This is a genomic window from Mesorhizobium sp. B2-4-3 (assembly GCF_006442815.1).
Lineage (GTDB): Bacteria > Pseudomonadota > Alphaproteobacteria > Rhizobiales > Rhizobiaceae > Mesorhizobium.
Genome location: NZ_VFVL01000007.1, coordinates 171,853 through 185,706, shown reverse-complemented (window position 1 = coordinate 185,706; position 13,854 = coordinate 171,853). Strand labels below are relative to the sequence as shown.

General features: G+C 64.6%; 14 protein-coding genes and 1 tRNA gene. 6 read left to right on the top strand and 9 right to left on the bottom strand.

Translation table 11 applies throughout. The features are described from left to right. Window positions 1–11 precede the first annotated feature (11 nt). From FJ956_RS10325 to FJ956_RS10310, 4 genes are all read right to left on the bottom strand, one after another. Complete coding sequence (locus FJ956_RS10325; RefSeq protein WP_140683926.1) at window positions 12–821, bottom strand: ABC transporter permease; 810 nt, start codon at window positions 819–821, stop codon at window positions 12–14. After that, complete coding sequence (locus FJ956_RS10320; RefSeq protein ID WP_181170374.1) at window positions 821–1,531, bottom strand: ABC transporter permease subunit; 711 nt, start codon at window positions 1,529–1,531, stop codon at window positions 821–823. The genes FJ956_RS10325 and FJ956_RS10320 overlap by 1 nt, the downstream gene beginning before the upstream one ends. A gap of 148 nt (window positions 1,532–1,679) precedes the next feature. Continuing rightward, on the bottom strand, window positions 1,680–2,477 hold the full coding sequence (locus FJ956_RS10315; protein ID WP_140683920.1) for a transporter substrate-binding domain-containing protein: 798 nt from the start codon (window positions 2,475–2,477) through the stop codon (window positions 1,680–1,682). Window positions 2,478–2,534: 57 nt separating this feature from the next. Continuing rightward, entirely contained in the window at window positions 2,535–3,350 is an 816-nt protein-coding gene (locus tag FJ956_RS10310) for an ABC transporter ATP-binding protein (protein WP_140683917.1), read from the bottom strand. A gap of 210 nt (window positions 3,351–3,560) precedes the next feature. Here FJ956_RS10310 and FJ956_RS10305 point away from each other — a divergent pair, with 210 nt between their 5' ends. The 4 genes from FJ956_RS10305 (at window position 3,561) to FJ956_RS10290 (ending at window position 7,552) form a co-directional block, all read left to right on the top strand. Then, complete coding sequence (locus tag FJ956_RS10305) at window positions 3,561–4,433, top strand: dimethylarginine dimethylaminohydrolase family protein (RefSeq protein WP_140683913.1); 873 nt, start codon at window positions 3,561–3,563, stop codon at window positions 4,431–4,433. Beyond that, window positions 4,403–5,071 carry a TetR family transcriptional regulator C-terminal domain-containing protein gene (locus FJ956_RS10300; protein ID WP_140683911.1) on the top strand — a complete coding sequence of 223 codons (669 nt, stop codon included), beginning with the start codon at window positions 4,403–4,405 and terminating at the stop codon, window positions 5,069–5,071. The genes FJ956_RS10305 and FJ956_RS10300 overlap by 31 nt, the downstream gene beginning before the upstream one ends. Then, window positions 5,068–6,648, top strand: a complete 1,581-nt coding sequence (locus FJ956_RS10295; RefSeq protein ID WP_140683909.1) for a 5-guanidino-2-oxopentanoate decarboxylase — start codon at window positions 5,068–5,070, stop codon at window positions 6,646–6,648. Before FJ956_RS10300 ends, FJ956_RS10295 begins: the two co-directional genes overlap by 4 nt. A gap of 196 nt (window positions 6,649–6,844) precedes the next feature. Beyond that, window positions 6,845–7,552, top strand: coding sequence for an SDR family NAD(P)-dependent oxidoreductase (locus FJ956_RS10290; protein ID WP_140683907.1), 708 nt, complete (start codon window positions 6,845–6,847; stop codon window positions 7,550–7,552). A 141-nt stretch (window positions 7,553–7,693) separates the two neighbouring features. Here the strand turns inward: FJ956_RS10290 and rpsA are convergent, their stop codons facing one another. From rpsA to aroA, 3 genes are all read right to left on the bottom strand, one after another. Further along, window positions 7,694–9,391, bottom strand: a complete 1,698-nt coding sequence (rpsA, locus tag FJ956_RS10285) for a 30S ribosomal protein S1 (protein ID WP_140683905.1) — start codon at window positions 9,389–9,391, stop codon at window positions 7,694–7,696. Window positions 9,392–9,584: 193 nt separating this feature from the next. Further along, window positions 9,585–10,235 carry a (d)CMP kinase gene (gene cmk, locus FJ956_RS10280; RefSeq protein ID WP_140683903.1) on the bottom strand — a complete coding sequence of 217 codons (651 nt, stop codon included), beginning with the start codon at window positions 10,233–10,235 and terminating at the stop codon, window positions 9,585–9,587. A 256-nt stretch (window positions 10,236–10,491) separates the two neighbouring features. Then, window positions 10,492–11,850, bottom strand: coding sequence for a 3-phosphoshikimate 1-carboxyvinyltransferase (aroA, locus tag FJ956_RS10275; protein ID WP_140684744.1), 1,359 nt, complete (start codon window positions 11,848–11,850; stop codon window positions 10,492–10,494). A gap of 196 nt (window positions 11,851–12,046) precedes the next feature. Between aroA and FJ956_RS10270 the strand changes: the two genes are divergently transcribed. Both FJ956_RS10270 and FJ956_RS10265 read left to right on the top strand, forming a co-directional pair. Next, window positions 12,047–12,442, top strand: coding sequence for a TIGR02300 family protein (locus tag FJ956_RS10270; protein ID WP_140650589.1), 396 nt, complete (start codon window positions 12,047–12,049; stop codon window positions 12,440–12,442). A 161-nt stretch (window positions 12,443–12,603) separates the two neighbouring features. After that, window positions 12,604–12,679: transfer RNA gene (locus tag FJ956_RS10265), tRNA-Ala, on the top strand. A gap of 53 nt (window positions 12,680–12,732) precedes the next feature. Here the strand turns inward: FJ956_RS10265 and FJ956_RS10260 are convergent. Both FJ956_RS10260 and FJ956_RS10255 read right to left on the bottom strand, forming a co-directional pair. Then, window positions 12,733–13,233, bottom strand: coding sequence for a DUF6496 domain-containing protein (locus FJ956_RS10260; RefSeq protein ID WP_140684745.1), 501 nt, complete (start codon window positions 13,231–13,233; stop codon window positions 12,733–12,735). 63 nt (window positions 13,234–13,296) lie between these two features. Continuing rightward, the gene (locus tag FJ956_RS10255) at window positions 13,297–13,755 is read right to left on the bottom strand and encodes a YbhB/YbcL family Raf kinase inhibitor-like protein (RefSeq protein ID WP_140684746.1); all 459 of its coding nucleotides are present in this window, start codon (window positions 13,753–13,755) and stop codon (window positions 13,297–13,299) included. Between the last annotated feature and the right edge of the window lie 99 nt (window positions 13,756–13,854).

Genomic DNA, 13,854 nt, shown 5'->3' with positions numbered 1-13,854 from the left:
TTCACTACTTACTACCCGATCTTGACCGGAATCCGAGCCTCGATCCGACTGAAGACGAAGACCAGGATGCCGGTGATCGTCATATAGATCAGCGCCAAGAGCAGCAAAGGCTCATAGGTCAGGTAGGTGTCCTGGCGCACCTTGGAGGAGACGGCGAAGATATCGATGACGCTGATCGTCGCCACCAGCGGGGTCGACTTCAACTGCAGCACGGTTTCGCCGGTCAGCGTCGGCAGCGCACGGTAGAAGGCCTGCGGCAACCAGATGCGCTGGAAGATTTTCCAGCGGCTCATGCCGAACGCGCGGGCGGCCTCCAACTGTCCGCGCGGCACGCCGGCGAAGGCGCCGCGCATCACTTCACCTTCATAGCCGGCGAAGGAGAAGGTCAGCGCCACCACGCCATACGGCCAGGCTTGCCGCAGATACGGCCAAAGCCAGGATTCGCGGATCCACGGATATTGCGGAAAGATCGAGCCGAGGCCGTAATAGAGCAGCCAGAGCTGCAGGAGCAGCGGCGTTCCCCGGATGATGGTGCAGAAGACCTTCGCCGGTACCGAGAACCAGATCGGTCCGCCTGCCTGGGCGAGCCCGAGCGGCACGGCCAGCGCAAAGCCCAGCGCGCAGGTGACGGCGAGGATCCAAAGCGCCCGCCATATGCCCATCAGGCCCATTTCCCAATATTGCGGCAGCCAGTCCCAGCGCATGAAGAACGCGGCGCAGAAGACCAGCGCCAGCGCGATCAGGATCAGCACGATGCGGTGGGGTTTGAGCCAGATCGAGGCGCGCGCCGCCATGTTGATCGCGGAGGCTTCGGCGGACATCAGCGCGCCTCCCTGACGGAGGGCATGCCGCGCCGCGACCAGGCCTCGACGCGGCCGATGATCAGGTTGGAGAACAGCGAGAGCGCGAGATAGAGCGCGCCGGCCGCAAGATAGAAAAGAAGGTAGGCCTTGGTCACGCCGGCCGCCTGGCGCGTTGCAAGGGTGAGCTCGAAGAAACCGACGACGGCAAGCAGCGCGGTGTCCTTGGTGGCGATGAGCCACAGATTGGCGAGGCCGGGGATGGCGAAGGGCAGCATCGCCGGCACAGTGATGCGTCGCAGCATCAGGCCTGGCGACATCCCGTAGGCGCGGGCGGCCTCGATCTGGCCTTGCGGGATGGCGAGGATGGCACCGCGGATGACTTCGGTCGAATAGGCGCCCTGGACGAAACCCAGCACGAAAATGCCGGCCGCGAGCCCGCTGATGTCGACACGGCTGTAGCCGATCGCCGTCAGCACCTGGTTGATGAGGTCGGTGCCGGCGTAATAGAGCAGCAGGATCAGCACCAGTTCCGGCACGGCGCGCACGACGGTCGTGTAGACCGCGAGCAGGTCGCGCGTCACCGGGCCGCCATAGAGCTTGCCGAAGGCGCCGGCGGTGCCGATCATGAGGCCGAGGCAGGTGGCGCCGATGGCGATCTCGATCGAATGCAGAAGGCCGACCAGCAGCGTGCCGCCCCAGCCGGGCGCCACGGGCGACAGGAGTTCCATGATGCCGGCCGCGGAGGCCGGAAGAAAGACGTCGATCAGCTTCGCCCCCGGATTGCTGGCAAGCCACCGACGGCAAGGTCGGCGGCGCGCATGCGTGGCAAGGTCGGGCATGGCGCGGACGCCATGCCCTCACTCATTGCAAGAGGACTCAGTTCGACTGCGTGGCGCCGCCATAGATGTCGAAGTCGAAATACTTCTTCGAGATCTCGTCATATTTGCCGTTGGCGCGGATCGCCTTGATGCCGGCGTTGAATTTTTCCTTGAGCGCGGTGTCTTCCTTGCGGATACCGGCGCCGACGCCCGGTCCAAGCACCGCATCGTCCGGGGCCACCATTCCCTTCAGGTCGCAGCAGGCCTTGCCCTGGTCCGACTTCAGGAATTCGCCGAGCGCGATCGAGTCGGCCTGCACCGCGTCGATACGGCCGGCGGCCAGATCCTGGTTGGCCTCATCCTGGGTCTGGTATTCCTTGATCTCCTGCGCCCCGGTGAAATGCTTCTTGGCGTACACGGCATGCACGGTCGAGACCTGGACGCCGATCACCTTGCCCTTGAGGTCGTCCGGCGTGGCGCCGAACTTCTGGTCCTTCGGTCCGATGATCGCGGTCGGGGTGTTATAGTACTTGTCCGAGAAGTCGATCGTCTTCTCGCGCTCGGCGGTGATCGACATCGAGGAGACGATGGCGTCGATCTTCTTCGTCGTCAGCGCCGGGATGATGCCGTCCCAGGCAACCGGCGTGATGACGCAGTCGAGTTTCTCTTCGGCGCAGACGGCGTCGACGAAGTCGATCTCCCAGCCCACCCATTTGCCGCTGGCATCGGGCGAGGTGAAGGGCGGGTAGGGTTCGGCGGCGACGCCGATCTTGACCTGCTCGGCCTTGGCCACGCCGCCCATCGCCGCGACGCCAAGAAGCAGCGCGGCGGCGAATGTCTTCAGAACAGTCTTCATGTCAGGACTCCCAGTTTGTTGTTGTTCCCGGTTTTTCGCTCCGCTTGATGCCGGCACCTAGCCGACATTGCGGAGGAATTGCTTGAGCCTTTCGGATTTGGGCGCGCCGAACAGTTGTTCCGGCGGACCTTCTTCCTCGACCAGCCCGTTGTAGAGATAGACGACATGCGTCGCGACCTCGCGGGCGAACTTCATTTCATGGGTCACCAGCACCATGGTGCGCCCCTCGCGCGCCAGGTCGCCGATGACTTTCAGCACCTCGCCGACCAGCTCGGGATCGAGCGCGGAAGTCGGTTCGTCGAACAGCATGACGCGCGGATTGATCGCCAGCGCGCGGGCGATCGCGGCCCGCTGCTGCTGGCCGCCGGACAGGAAGGCCGGATAGACGTCGCGCTTTTCCGCCAGCCCGACGCGGGCGAGCAGCTTCTCGGCCTGGGCGATCGCTTCGCCGCGTTTGACGCCGAGCACATGCACCGGAACCTCGATGACGTTCTCGATCAGCGTCATGTGGCTCCACAGGTTGAAATTCTGGAACACCATGCCGAGCCGGGAGCGGATCCGCTCGATTTGCCTGCGGTCGGCCGGAACGGTGTGGCCGTGGCTGTCGGCCTTGAGCTTGATCTCCTCGCCATTGACCCGGATGATGCCGCTGGTCGGGTTCTCCAGGCAGTTGATGCAGCGCAACAGCGTCGACTTGCCGGAACCGGATCCGCCGATGACGGCGACCACCTCGCCGTCGCGCGCCGACAGCGAAACGCCTTTCAGCACGTGCAACTGGCCGAATTTCTTGTGCAGGTTTTCGACATGGATGGCTTCGGCTGCGCCGTTCTGCGCCTTGCCGGATTGGGCTGCGGCGGCTCCTGCCGCGCTCACCGGGTGGCCTCTATCTGGCCGATGGCAGGTCGTCGAACGTCTATCCGGCTAATCAACATACGCTGTATTGCCCGCTCCAGACTTCAGCATGGACCCGGCAGCGCGAGCCCGTCAATCCCGCTCATTACGGCACTTGCGGCCTTGTTGCGCAAGTGTATAAATAGCCTTTCATGAAATTTTCACGATTTTTTTCATCTTAAAAGGGCATCGATGAGCGCTTTCGGATCACAGTCCATGGCGGCGCCGCTACGGCGCGTTCTGATGCGGTCGGCGGCCAACGCCATGCGCGACGCCGACAGGGCCGCCTGGCACTATGGCCCGGGATTCAACCCGGCGAAGGCCGCTTCGCAGCATGCGCTGCTTGCCGAGCTGGTGGCGGCTTCCGGCGCCGAGATCGAATGGATCGAGGACACGGCCGACGGCCTTTCGGATTCGGTGTTCACGCATGACCCGTCGCTGATGACCGACCGCGGCGCGCTGATCCTGTCCATGGGCAAGCCATTGCGCGCCAAGGAGCCCTCGCTGCATGAGGAAACCTACAAGAGACTGGGCATTCCGGTCCTCGGCCGGATCGAGGCGCCTGGCCAGGTCGAAGGCGGCGACTGCGTATGGGTGGATGCCCGCACGCTAGCGATCGGGCGCGGTGTGCGCTCCAACCAGGAAGGCATCCAGCAGGTTTCCAACCTGCTGACGCCGCTGGGCATTTCCGTCTATGGCTTCGATCTGCCGCTGTGGCAGGGCGAAGAGGCATGCCTGCATCTGATGTCGGTGATCAGCCCGCTGGCCGACGACCTTGCCCTGGTCTATTCGCCGCTTCTGCCGGCTACGTTCTACCAGATGCTGAAGGCGCGCGGCATCCGGCTGGTCGAAGGCGACGCCGAAGAGTTCGCCGCTTCCAACGGCCTCAGCCTGAACGTGCTGCCGACCAGCCCGCACAAGGTCATCGCCGTTGCAGGCTTTCCCAAGACCAAGGCCGCGATGGAAGCCGCCGGCTGCACGGTTGATATATTCGAGGCGGACGCGCTCTGCATCGCCTGCGAAGGCGGGCCGACATGCCTGACGCGGCCGATCCTGCGCCAATGAATGCGCGCCGCAAGTTCCGCCGTGAGGGCGAGGAGCGGCGGCGGCAGGATCTGATCGACGCGACGCTCGACAGCGTGGCGGAATATGGCCTTCAGGGCGCTACCTTGCGCACCATCGCCTTGCGGGCCGGCGTCACCGCCGGGCTGATCCGGCACTATTTTCCAGGCAAGGAAGAATTGCTGCAGGAAGCCTATACGGCGCTGGTCGGCCGCATGACCGAGCAGGCGAAAGCGGCATTGGTCATGGAAGACGCCTCGCCGCGCCAACGCCTCGCGGCTTTCGTCACCGCCAACCTCAATGCGCCGATCATCGACCAGCGGGTGTTTTCGCTTTGGGCAACCTTCCTTGGCCGCGCCAATGCGGATCCGACGCTCGCCCGTGCCCACCGCGAAGGCTACCTCGGCTTCCGCAACGAGGTGGAAGCGGTCGTGGCCGAAGTGCTCGCCGCCGAGCGGCGCAAGCCGGATGCAGGCAAGCTGCGCCATCATGCCATAGCGATCAATGCGATCATCGACGGGCTCTGGATCGAAGGCTGCCTGGCCGCAGAGATGTTCTCGCCCGGCGAGTTGGCGGCGATAGGCGTCAAAGCCATAGAGGCCGAGCTCGGCTTGGCGCCAGAAAAGGGAGGAAACCAATGACCACCATCGGCGAGGCGCTGATCACGTTGCTCGAAGCGCATGGCGTCGACACCGTCTTCGGCATTCCGGGCGTGCATACGGTCGAGCTCTATCGCGGCCTGGCGCGCTCGAAGATCCGCCACGTCACGCCGCGCCACGAGCAGGGCGCCGGCTTCATGGCCGACGGTTATGCGCGCGCCGGCGGCCGTCCCGGCGTCGCCTTCGTCATCACCGGACCGGGGCTGACCAACACCATCACCGCCATGGGCCAGGCGCGCGCCGATTCTGTGCCGATGCTGGTGATCTCCGGCGTCAACGCAACCGATACGCTGGGCAAGGGGTTGGGCTTCCTGCATGAGCTGCCCGACCAGCGCGGTATGATGGAAAAGGTCGCGTTGTCTTCCGAGCGTGTCACCGAGGCCGGGCAGCTGCCGGGCGCTCTCGCCCGCGCCTTCGCGCTGTTTTCGTCGGAGCGGCCGGGGCCGGTTCATATCGAAATCCCCACCGACGTCATGGTGAGGCCCGCCGACGATATCGCGGCAGCGCTGAGCAACGCCGCGCCGCCCGCTCCGGCTCCTGCGGCGATTGCCGAAGCGGCAAAGCTCATCAAGGCCGCACGCCGGCCGCTGATCCTCGCCGGCGGCGGCGCAAGGAAGGCCGACGCGGCGCTGCGCCGTCTGGCCGCGACGCTTGGCGCGCCCGTCATCGAAACCGCCAATGCGCGTGGCCTGCTGCATGGTCATCCGCTGTGCGTGCCGGCGAGTCCCAGCCTCAAGGCAGTGCGTGCATCGATGGCGGACGCCGATCTGGTGATTGCCGCCGGCACCGAATTCGGCCCGACCGATTATGACGGCTATGGCGACGGCGGCTTCGTGCTGCCGCCGAACCTGATCCGTATCGATATCGGCGCCGACCAGATCGCGCGCCGGCCGGTGACGGTCGGCATCCAGGCGGATTGCGCCGAAGGCATCGAGGCTCTGCTTGCGGCGATCGGGCTCGGCCATGCCGCGGCAAGCGATGGCGAGGCTCGTGCGGCCGCCGCGCGCAAGGCAGCGCTGGCTGAATTGAAGCCCGAGTATTTGGCGCAGGTGCGCGCCGTGGAGGCGATCCGCGACGCGCTGCCGGGCGCCATCATCGTCGGCGACTCGACCCAGCCGATCTATGCCGCCAACCTCTATTACGACCACGACCGTCCGGGCGGCTGGTTCAACGCGGCGACGGGCTTCGGCGCGTTGGGCTACGGTCCGCCGGCGGCGATCGGCGCCGCACTTGCAGTGCCCGAGGCGCCGGTGGTGTGCCTCACCGGCGACGGAGGTTTCCAGTTCACCTTGCCGGAAATCGGCGCCGCGCTCGACGCCGAAGCGCCGGTGATCTTCGTCGTCTGGAACAACCGCGGCTATCGCGAGATCGAGACCTCGATGCTCGATGTCGGCGTCGAGCCGGTCGGCGTATCGCCGGCGCCGCCGGATTTCTGCAAGCTCGCCGAGGCCTATGGCATCGAGGCCGAGCGGCTGGCCGGGGCCGGTGGTCTTGCCGTGGCGCTGAAGCGCGCCCGGGCGGCCGGCAAGCCGCGCGTCATTGAAATCACCGTCGACTGAAAGACTGGTGCCTCTGCCGGCTGGCCCTTCCGGCGCCGGCAAAATGATGCCGCCTGCCACTGTCCGACGCATGCAAAGACGCTGCGCCTGCCATGTCGATATTTCAATTGAGTGACGACGCGAAAGGCGCGACGTTCGAGCCTGGGGCGGCATAACCCAAGATATAATCATAAAAAATGACAGGAGCGCTCGAAGTATGACGGAAACGCTTAACGGCAGGCATGTCGTGGTGACGGGTGGCACTGGGGCGCTCGGCGGCGCGGTTGTCGGTAGATTGCTGGAGCAGGGCGCGATCTGCCACGTGCCCAATGCCCACGCGGCGGCCCCGCCGCATTTTCCTTACGCAGCCCACGCCAGCGTGCATCTGGCGCATAATGTCGACCTGTCGGATTCGGCCAAGGTCGAAGCTTTCTACCACCAGGTGCCCGAGCTCTGGGCTTCGATTCACCTTGCCGGCGGCTTCACCATGGCGCCGGTGGAAAAGATCGAGTCGGCCTCCTTCGCCGAGATGATGGACACCAACGCCCGCACGGCCTTCCTGTGCAGCCGCGCCGCGGTGCGCTCGATGCTGGAGTCCAACACGGCCGGCCGCATCGTCAATGTCACGGCGCGCGCCGGGCTCGATCCGAGGCGCGGCTCCGGCATGGTCGCCTATGCCGCAAGCAAGGCGGCGGTCGCGGCGATGACGGTGGCCATGGCCGAGGAGTTGAAGGGCAAGGGCATCCTCGTCAACGCCGTGGCACCCTCGACGCTCGACACGCCCGCCAACCGCGCCGACATGCCCGACGCCGATTTCGCCAAATGGGTCAGCCTCGAAGCCGCGGCGGAAGCGATCGCCTACCTCGCCTCGCCTACCAACCAGGTCATGAGCGGCACGCTGGTGCCGCTCTACGGCCGGGCCTGAACTCTATCTCTTTGCTTTAAGCAATTCCGGACGGAAAACCGCGGACACTTTTCCTGGAATTGCTCTGATATGCCGACAAAAGAAAAACCCGCCGGATCGCTCCGGCGGGTTTTTGCTATTCGTCAGTTGAAGAGGCTTGGCTTAATTGCCCTGCTTCTTCAGCGCCGCGCCCAGGATATCGCCCAGTGAGGCGCCGGAGTCGGTCGAGCCGTACTGGGCGACCGCTTCCTTTTCCTCGGCGATTTCCAGCGCCTTGATCGAGACCTGCAGCTTGCGGGTCTTCTTGTCGAAGGCGATGACGCGGGCATCGACCTTCTGGCCGACGGTGAAGCGCTCGGGGCGCTGCTCGTCGCGGTCGCGCGAAAGGTCCGAACGCTTGATGAAGGTCTCGATGCCGCTGTCGACCAGCCGCACGTCCAGACCGCCATCCTTCACGCCGATGACCTCGCAGGTGACGACGGCGTTCTTGCGCAGCTCGCCGCTGGTGGCCGCTTCGCCGACAGCGTCACGGGCCAGTTGCTTGATGCCGAGCGAGATGCGCTCCTTCTCGATGTCGACGTCGAGCACCTGCGCCTTGACCACGTCGCCGCGGTTGTACTCTTCGATGACCTGCTCGCCCGGACGGGTCCAGTCGAGGTCGGAAAGGTGCACCATGCCGTCCACGTCGCCTTCCAGGCCGATGAACAGGCCGAACTCGGTCTTGTTCTTGACCTCGCCCTCGACCTGGCTGCCGACCGGATGGCTCGAGGCGAAAGCCTGCCACGGGTTTTCCAGCGTCTGCTTGAGGCCGAGCGAGATGCGGCGCTTGGCCGGATCGACCTCGAGCACCACCACGTCGACTTCCTGCGTCGTCGACAGGATCTTGCCGGGGTGCACGTTCTTTTTCGTCCACGACATTTCCGAAACGTGGATGAGGCCCTCGATGCCCGGCTCCAGCTCAACGAACGCGCCGTAGTCGGTGATGTTGGTGACGGTGCCCTTGATCTTCTTGCCGATCGGGAACTTGGTGCCGATATCCGACCACGGATCCGACTCGAGCTGCTTCATGCCGAGCGAGATGCGGTGGGTTTCCTGGTTGATGCGGATGATCTGCACCTTGACCGTCTGGCCGATGTTGAGGATCTCGGTCGGATGGTTGACGCGGCGCCATGCCATGTCGGTGACATGCAACAGGCCGTCGATACCGCCGAGGTCGACGAACGCACCGTAGTCGGTGATGTTCTTGACCACGCCTTCGACCACCTGGCCTTCCTCGAGGTTCTGCACGATTTCCGAACGCTGTTCGGCGCGGCTCTCCTCGAGCACGGTGCGGCGCGACACCACGATGTTGCCGCGGCGGCGATCCATCTTGAGGATCTCGAAGGGCTGCGGGTTGTGCATCAGCGGGGTGACGTCGCGGATCGGACGGATGTCGACCTGGCTGCGCGGCAGGAACGCCACGGCGCCGTCGAGGTCGACGGTGAAGCCGCCCTTGACCTGGTTGAAGATGACGCCTTCGACGCGCTCACCCTTGGTGAACTTCTCTTCGAGACGCACCCAGCTCTCCTCGCGGCGAGCCTTCTCGCGCGACAGCATGGCTTCGCCAAGCGCGTTCTCGATGCGCTCGACATAGACTTCGACGGTGTCGCCGACCTTGAGGGAGGATTCCTTGCCCTTGGCGCCGAATTCCTTCAGCGGCACGCGGCCTTCGACCTTGAGGCCGACATCGATGATGGCCATGTCCTTTTCGATCGCGGTGATCGTGCCCCGGACAACCTGGCCCTCGCCGGAATGGCCGGCGGTGAATGATTCTTCGAGCATGCTCGCGAAATCGTCGCGAGACGGATTAGCAGCTGACATTGTTTCTCCTGGAATGCTCCGCGCGCTGGCGGAGCGGGCGCCGTGGGTTAGCGTTGCGTGAGCCTGCCGGCGTTCCGGGCTGAAAGCCCTTGGCCGCTGTTCAGGCGGCAAGTCCGGCGCATGAAGAATGCTGGCAGGCTGGTTCGTGCCCGATATGGGTATTTTCGCCGCCAACGGCAATCGAAAAACCTGATCAGGCCTTGTTTCTCTTGGCAAGGACGTCGTCAACGATCGTCATCGCCGCCAGAAACGCGGCTTCTATAGCCATTTCGCTGGTATCAAGCAAGTGCGCGTCTGCCGCCGGCTTCAGCGGCGCGTCGGCGCGGCCCATGTCGCGCTCGTCGCGGCGCTCGATATCGGCAAGGATGGTGGCGAAATCGGCGCTGCCGCCCATGCTCTCGATCTCGGCCAGCCGGCGCTTCGCCCGCACCTGCGCGCTTGCCGTGACGTAGAGCTTGATGTCAGCGTCCGGGCACACCACCGTGCCGATGTCGCGGCCGTCGAGCACGGCGCCCGGCGGCGCTTTGGCGAAGTCGCGCTGCTTCTCGACCAAGATGCGCCGTACGGTGGGGATGACCGCGACCTTCGAGGCCGCCTCGCCCACCGCATGCGCCGAAAGCACCGTGCGGTCGAGGTTCGAGAGATTGACTTGGCGCGCCGCGGTTTCTGCCGCCGAGACATTGTCGAGCGGCAGGCCGAGTTCGAGCAGCTTATGGGCAACCGCGCGATAGGTGAGGCCGGTGTCGAGCAGGTTCAGCCGGTAGTGGTCTGCCAACCGCCGGGCGAGGGTGCCTTTGCCCGCGCCTGCCGGGCCGTCGATCGCGATGGTGAAGGTGTGGGTCATTGGCGGGCCGACATGAATAGAGGGCGCATAGAACAAGACGAGCGTCGCGATCCTTCGCGCCCCCCTCTGTCCTGCCGGACATCTCCCCCACGAGGGGGGAGATTGGCAGTTTTGTCGCATTGCTCAATCCTGCGACGTCGGCGATTGGCGAAAGCCGATGCGACAGCTGATCTCCCCCCTTGTGGGGAAGATGTCCGGCAGGACAGAGGGGGGTGCTGTCCCGCCAACGTCTCAGATCGGCTCAAGCTCATCACCCTCACTCGATCTCCGCGCCCAGCCCCTTCATCAACCCCATGAACTCCGGAAAGCTCGTCGCGATCATGTTCGCGTCGTCGATCGTCACCGGCTTCTCCGTCGCCAGCCCCATCACCAGGAAACTCATGGCGATGCGGTGGTCGAGATATGTCTTCACCGCCGTATCATGGCCGTTCGGATGCGCGCCGAGCCCCTTGCCGCCCGGTCTGCCGCGCACCGCGAGCGAAGCCTCGCCCTCGGCGCAGTCGACACCGTTGAGCTTCAGCCCGTTGGCCACCGCTGCGAGCCGGTCGGATTCCTTGACCCGCAATTCCTCCAGCCCCTGCATCAGCGTCTCGCCCTCGGCGAAGCTCGCGGCCACGGCCAGCACCGGATACTCGTCGATCATCGACGGCGCGCGCTCGGGCGGCACCACCACGCCTTTCAGTTCCGAGGAGCGCACGCGCAGGTCCGCCACGTCCTCGCCGCCGGCATTGCGCGGGTTGAGGATGTCGATCTTGCCGCCCATCTCCTGCAGGGTCAGAAGCAGACCGGTGCGGGTCGGGTTCATCAGCACGTTCTCGATTGTAATGTCGGAGCCCGGCACGATGAGTGCCGCGACCAGCGGGAAGCCGGCCGAGGACGGGTCGCCCGGCACAGCGATCGTCTGCCCCGTGAGCTTGCCCTGGCCCTCGATGAAGATGTGGCGCACGCCGCGCTCGTCGGTCTCGACGCTCAAATTGGCGCCGAAGCCCTTCAGCATCTTTTCGGTATGGTCGCGCGTCATCACCGGCTCGATCACCGTGGTGATGCCGGGCGTGTTCAACCCGGCAAGCAGCACCGCCGACTTCACCTGCGCGGAGGCCATCGGCACGCGATAGGTGATGGGCGCGGCGTGTTTCGGGCCGCGCAGCGTGATCGGCATGCGGTCGCCGGGCGCTGCCTTCAGCACCTGCACGCCCATCTGGCGCAGCGGGTCGAGCACGCGGCCCATCGGCCGGCCGGAAAGCGAGGCGTCGCCGATGAAGGTGGTCTCCATGTCATAGGTGCCGACCAGCCCCATGGTGAGGCGCGAGCCGGTGCCGGCATTGCCGAAATCGAGCGGGCCTTCGGGCTGCAGCAGCGCGCCGTTGCCGGTGCCGCGGATCACCCATTCGGCGCCCTTCTTTTCGATATGCGCTCCCATCGCTTTCATGGCGGCGCCCGTGCGCATCACGTCCTCGCCTTCGAGCAGGCCGGTGATGCGGGTTTCGCCGGAGGCGAGGCCGCCGAACATGAACGAGCGGTGCGAGATCGATTTGTCGCCCGGCACGCGCGCGGTGCCGGCAAGGGCAGGGGATTTGCGGGCCGTGGCTGGCTTAGCGGCGGCGGAATGAGACATCCTTGTCTTCCAAATGAAATGCCGGCTGGCCGGCTCGGTTCGTCATGCTGCGGCGGTCTCGTATCACGGTGCGTCGCAATGGTCATCCCCTTGCGCGAGGCCTTCGAATACGAGCATTTTACAATGCCGGCTTTTGGCTTTGACAGCGCTCAAAACTGCGGTTATGGGGTCCACTCTTTTATTGACGAGGCCTACTGTGGCAAAAGCTGAACTTGGCACCAAGCGTGTCGACCCCGAAACGGGTCGGAAATTCTACGATCTCAACAAGGATCCGATCGTCTCGCCCTATACCGGCAAGAGCTATCCACGCTCCTATTTCGACGAAGGCAAGATTTCCGCTGTCGAGGAAGATGAGGAAGTCGCCGAGAAGGAAGTGGACGCCGACGAAGAGGAAGGCGCCGAAGTCGTCTCGCTCGAGGAGGCCGATGACGAGGCCAAGGGTGGCGGCGACGATCTTCCCGATCTTGGCGATGATGAAGAAGATGTCGATCTTGGCGACGATGAGGACGACACCTTCCTTGCCGACGAAGAGGAAGAGGACGATGACGTCGCCGATATGATCGGCGTCGGCGACGACGATGACGAAGTCTGATTTCGTTTGCCGGCCATTTTGGCCTGTGACGAAAAAGCGGCTTTTCAAGGCTTGATCTTGACCGAAGGCGGCGCTAGAAGCCGCCAGCACTAAACGACGGCGCGGTTCCCAACCGCGCCGGATCTCTTCGCCGGAAACGGCGCCGGCTGACTGCCGGGAGTGGGGCCATAGCTCAGTTGGGAGAGCGCTTGAATGGCATTCAAGAGGTCGTCGGTTCGATTCCGATTGGCTCCACCAAACAGTCCTTCCTCAGCTGCTGCACGAACGGAAAACCGTCTCCTGGAATTGCCCTAACCGTGCTGGGCGCGGGTTCTGGCTGCTTTGCGCGCTGCCGCCGAACGTTCCGCGGCGCCTTTGGTCTGCGCGGCTTTCTTGGCCGCCGACGACCGCTCTTCGGCTGTGCGGCCGGATGCGGCGCTCTTGGCCTGTCGCGACAGGGCCTTGTGGGAGGCGGTGCTCTTAGGCTCGCCCTCAAGCACCTTCGACACCGCCTTCGACACCTTCGGCTGGCGCTTCGGCTTCCGTTCGCCCTGGCCTGCCTCGTAAGCATATTTGGCGCTCTTGCGCGTGCTCTCCTTCACATCTCCTCTTTTGGGGGGCGGCAGGTCGACGCCCGCGCGGCGCGCCTCCGAAAGGCCGATGGCGATCGCCTGCTTGGTGGAGCGGGCGCCGTGCTTGCCTTTGCGGACTTTGTCGATTTCCGCGTGAACGAATTCACCGGCCTGCGTGCTTGCCGACTTGCCTTCGCGCTTGTCCTTGCGCGCCTCTTCGATGGTTTTCTTGTCCGGCATTGTTTTTCTCCTCGTTCGAACGGGGGCATGATCGAATGCCGACAGGATGCGTCAGATCGCGCATCAGCGGCTTTCATATGTGCCGACGAGATCGGCAGTGGCGATCATATGCGGCTCCGCCTGGGCCAGAAGATTCGCGATTCCCTGTTCTCTGCCGATTTCCAGCGCCTCAACGTCGAGTGCTGAAAGGCGGAAGTGATAATGGTGAACGCCGTGCCCTTTTGGCGGCTGGGGACCGTCATAATGGGCATTGCCGAAGTCGTTCACGGCTTGGCGGAAGGTTTCCGGTCCGGCGGTGCCTTCCGGCAAGCGGTCTCGCCCGGCGGCAATGTCATAGACCGCCCAATGGCGAAACATGCCGCGCGGCGCATCGGGATCCTCGACGACGAGCAGGAAGCTTCTGGTCCCGGCCGGCGCGTTCTCCCACCGCAGGGGAGGAGACAAATTGCCTCCGTTGCGGACATAGGGCTCGGGAATGGTCTGCCCGTTTTCAAAGGCTGGACTCTCAAGCGTGAAAGCCATGGCTGGGACTCCGTGCACTTATCGCGTTCTTCTCGAAGGAATTCACGAACGATCTTTGCTCGGATCGGCGGAGCGCGCTCGCTACTGGTTTCTTTTGGA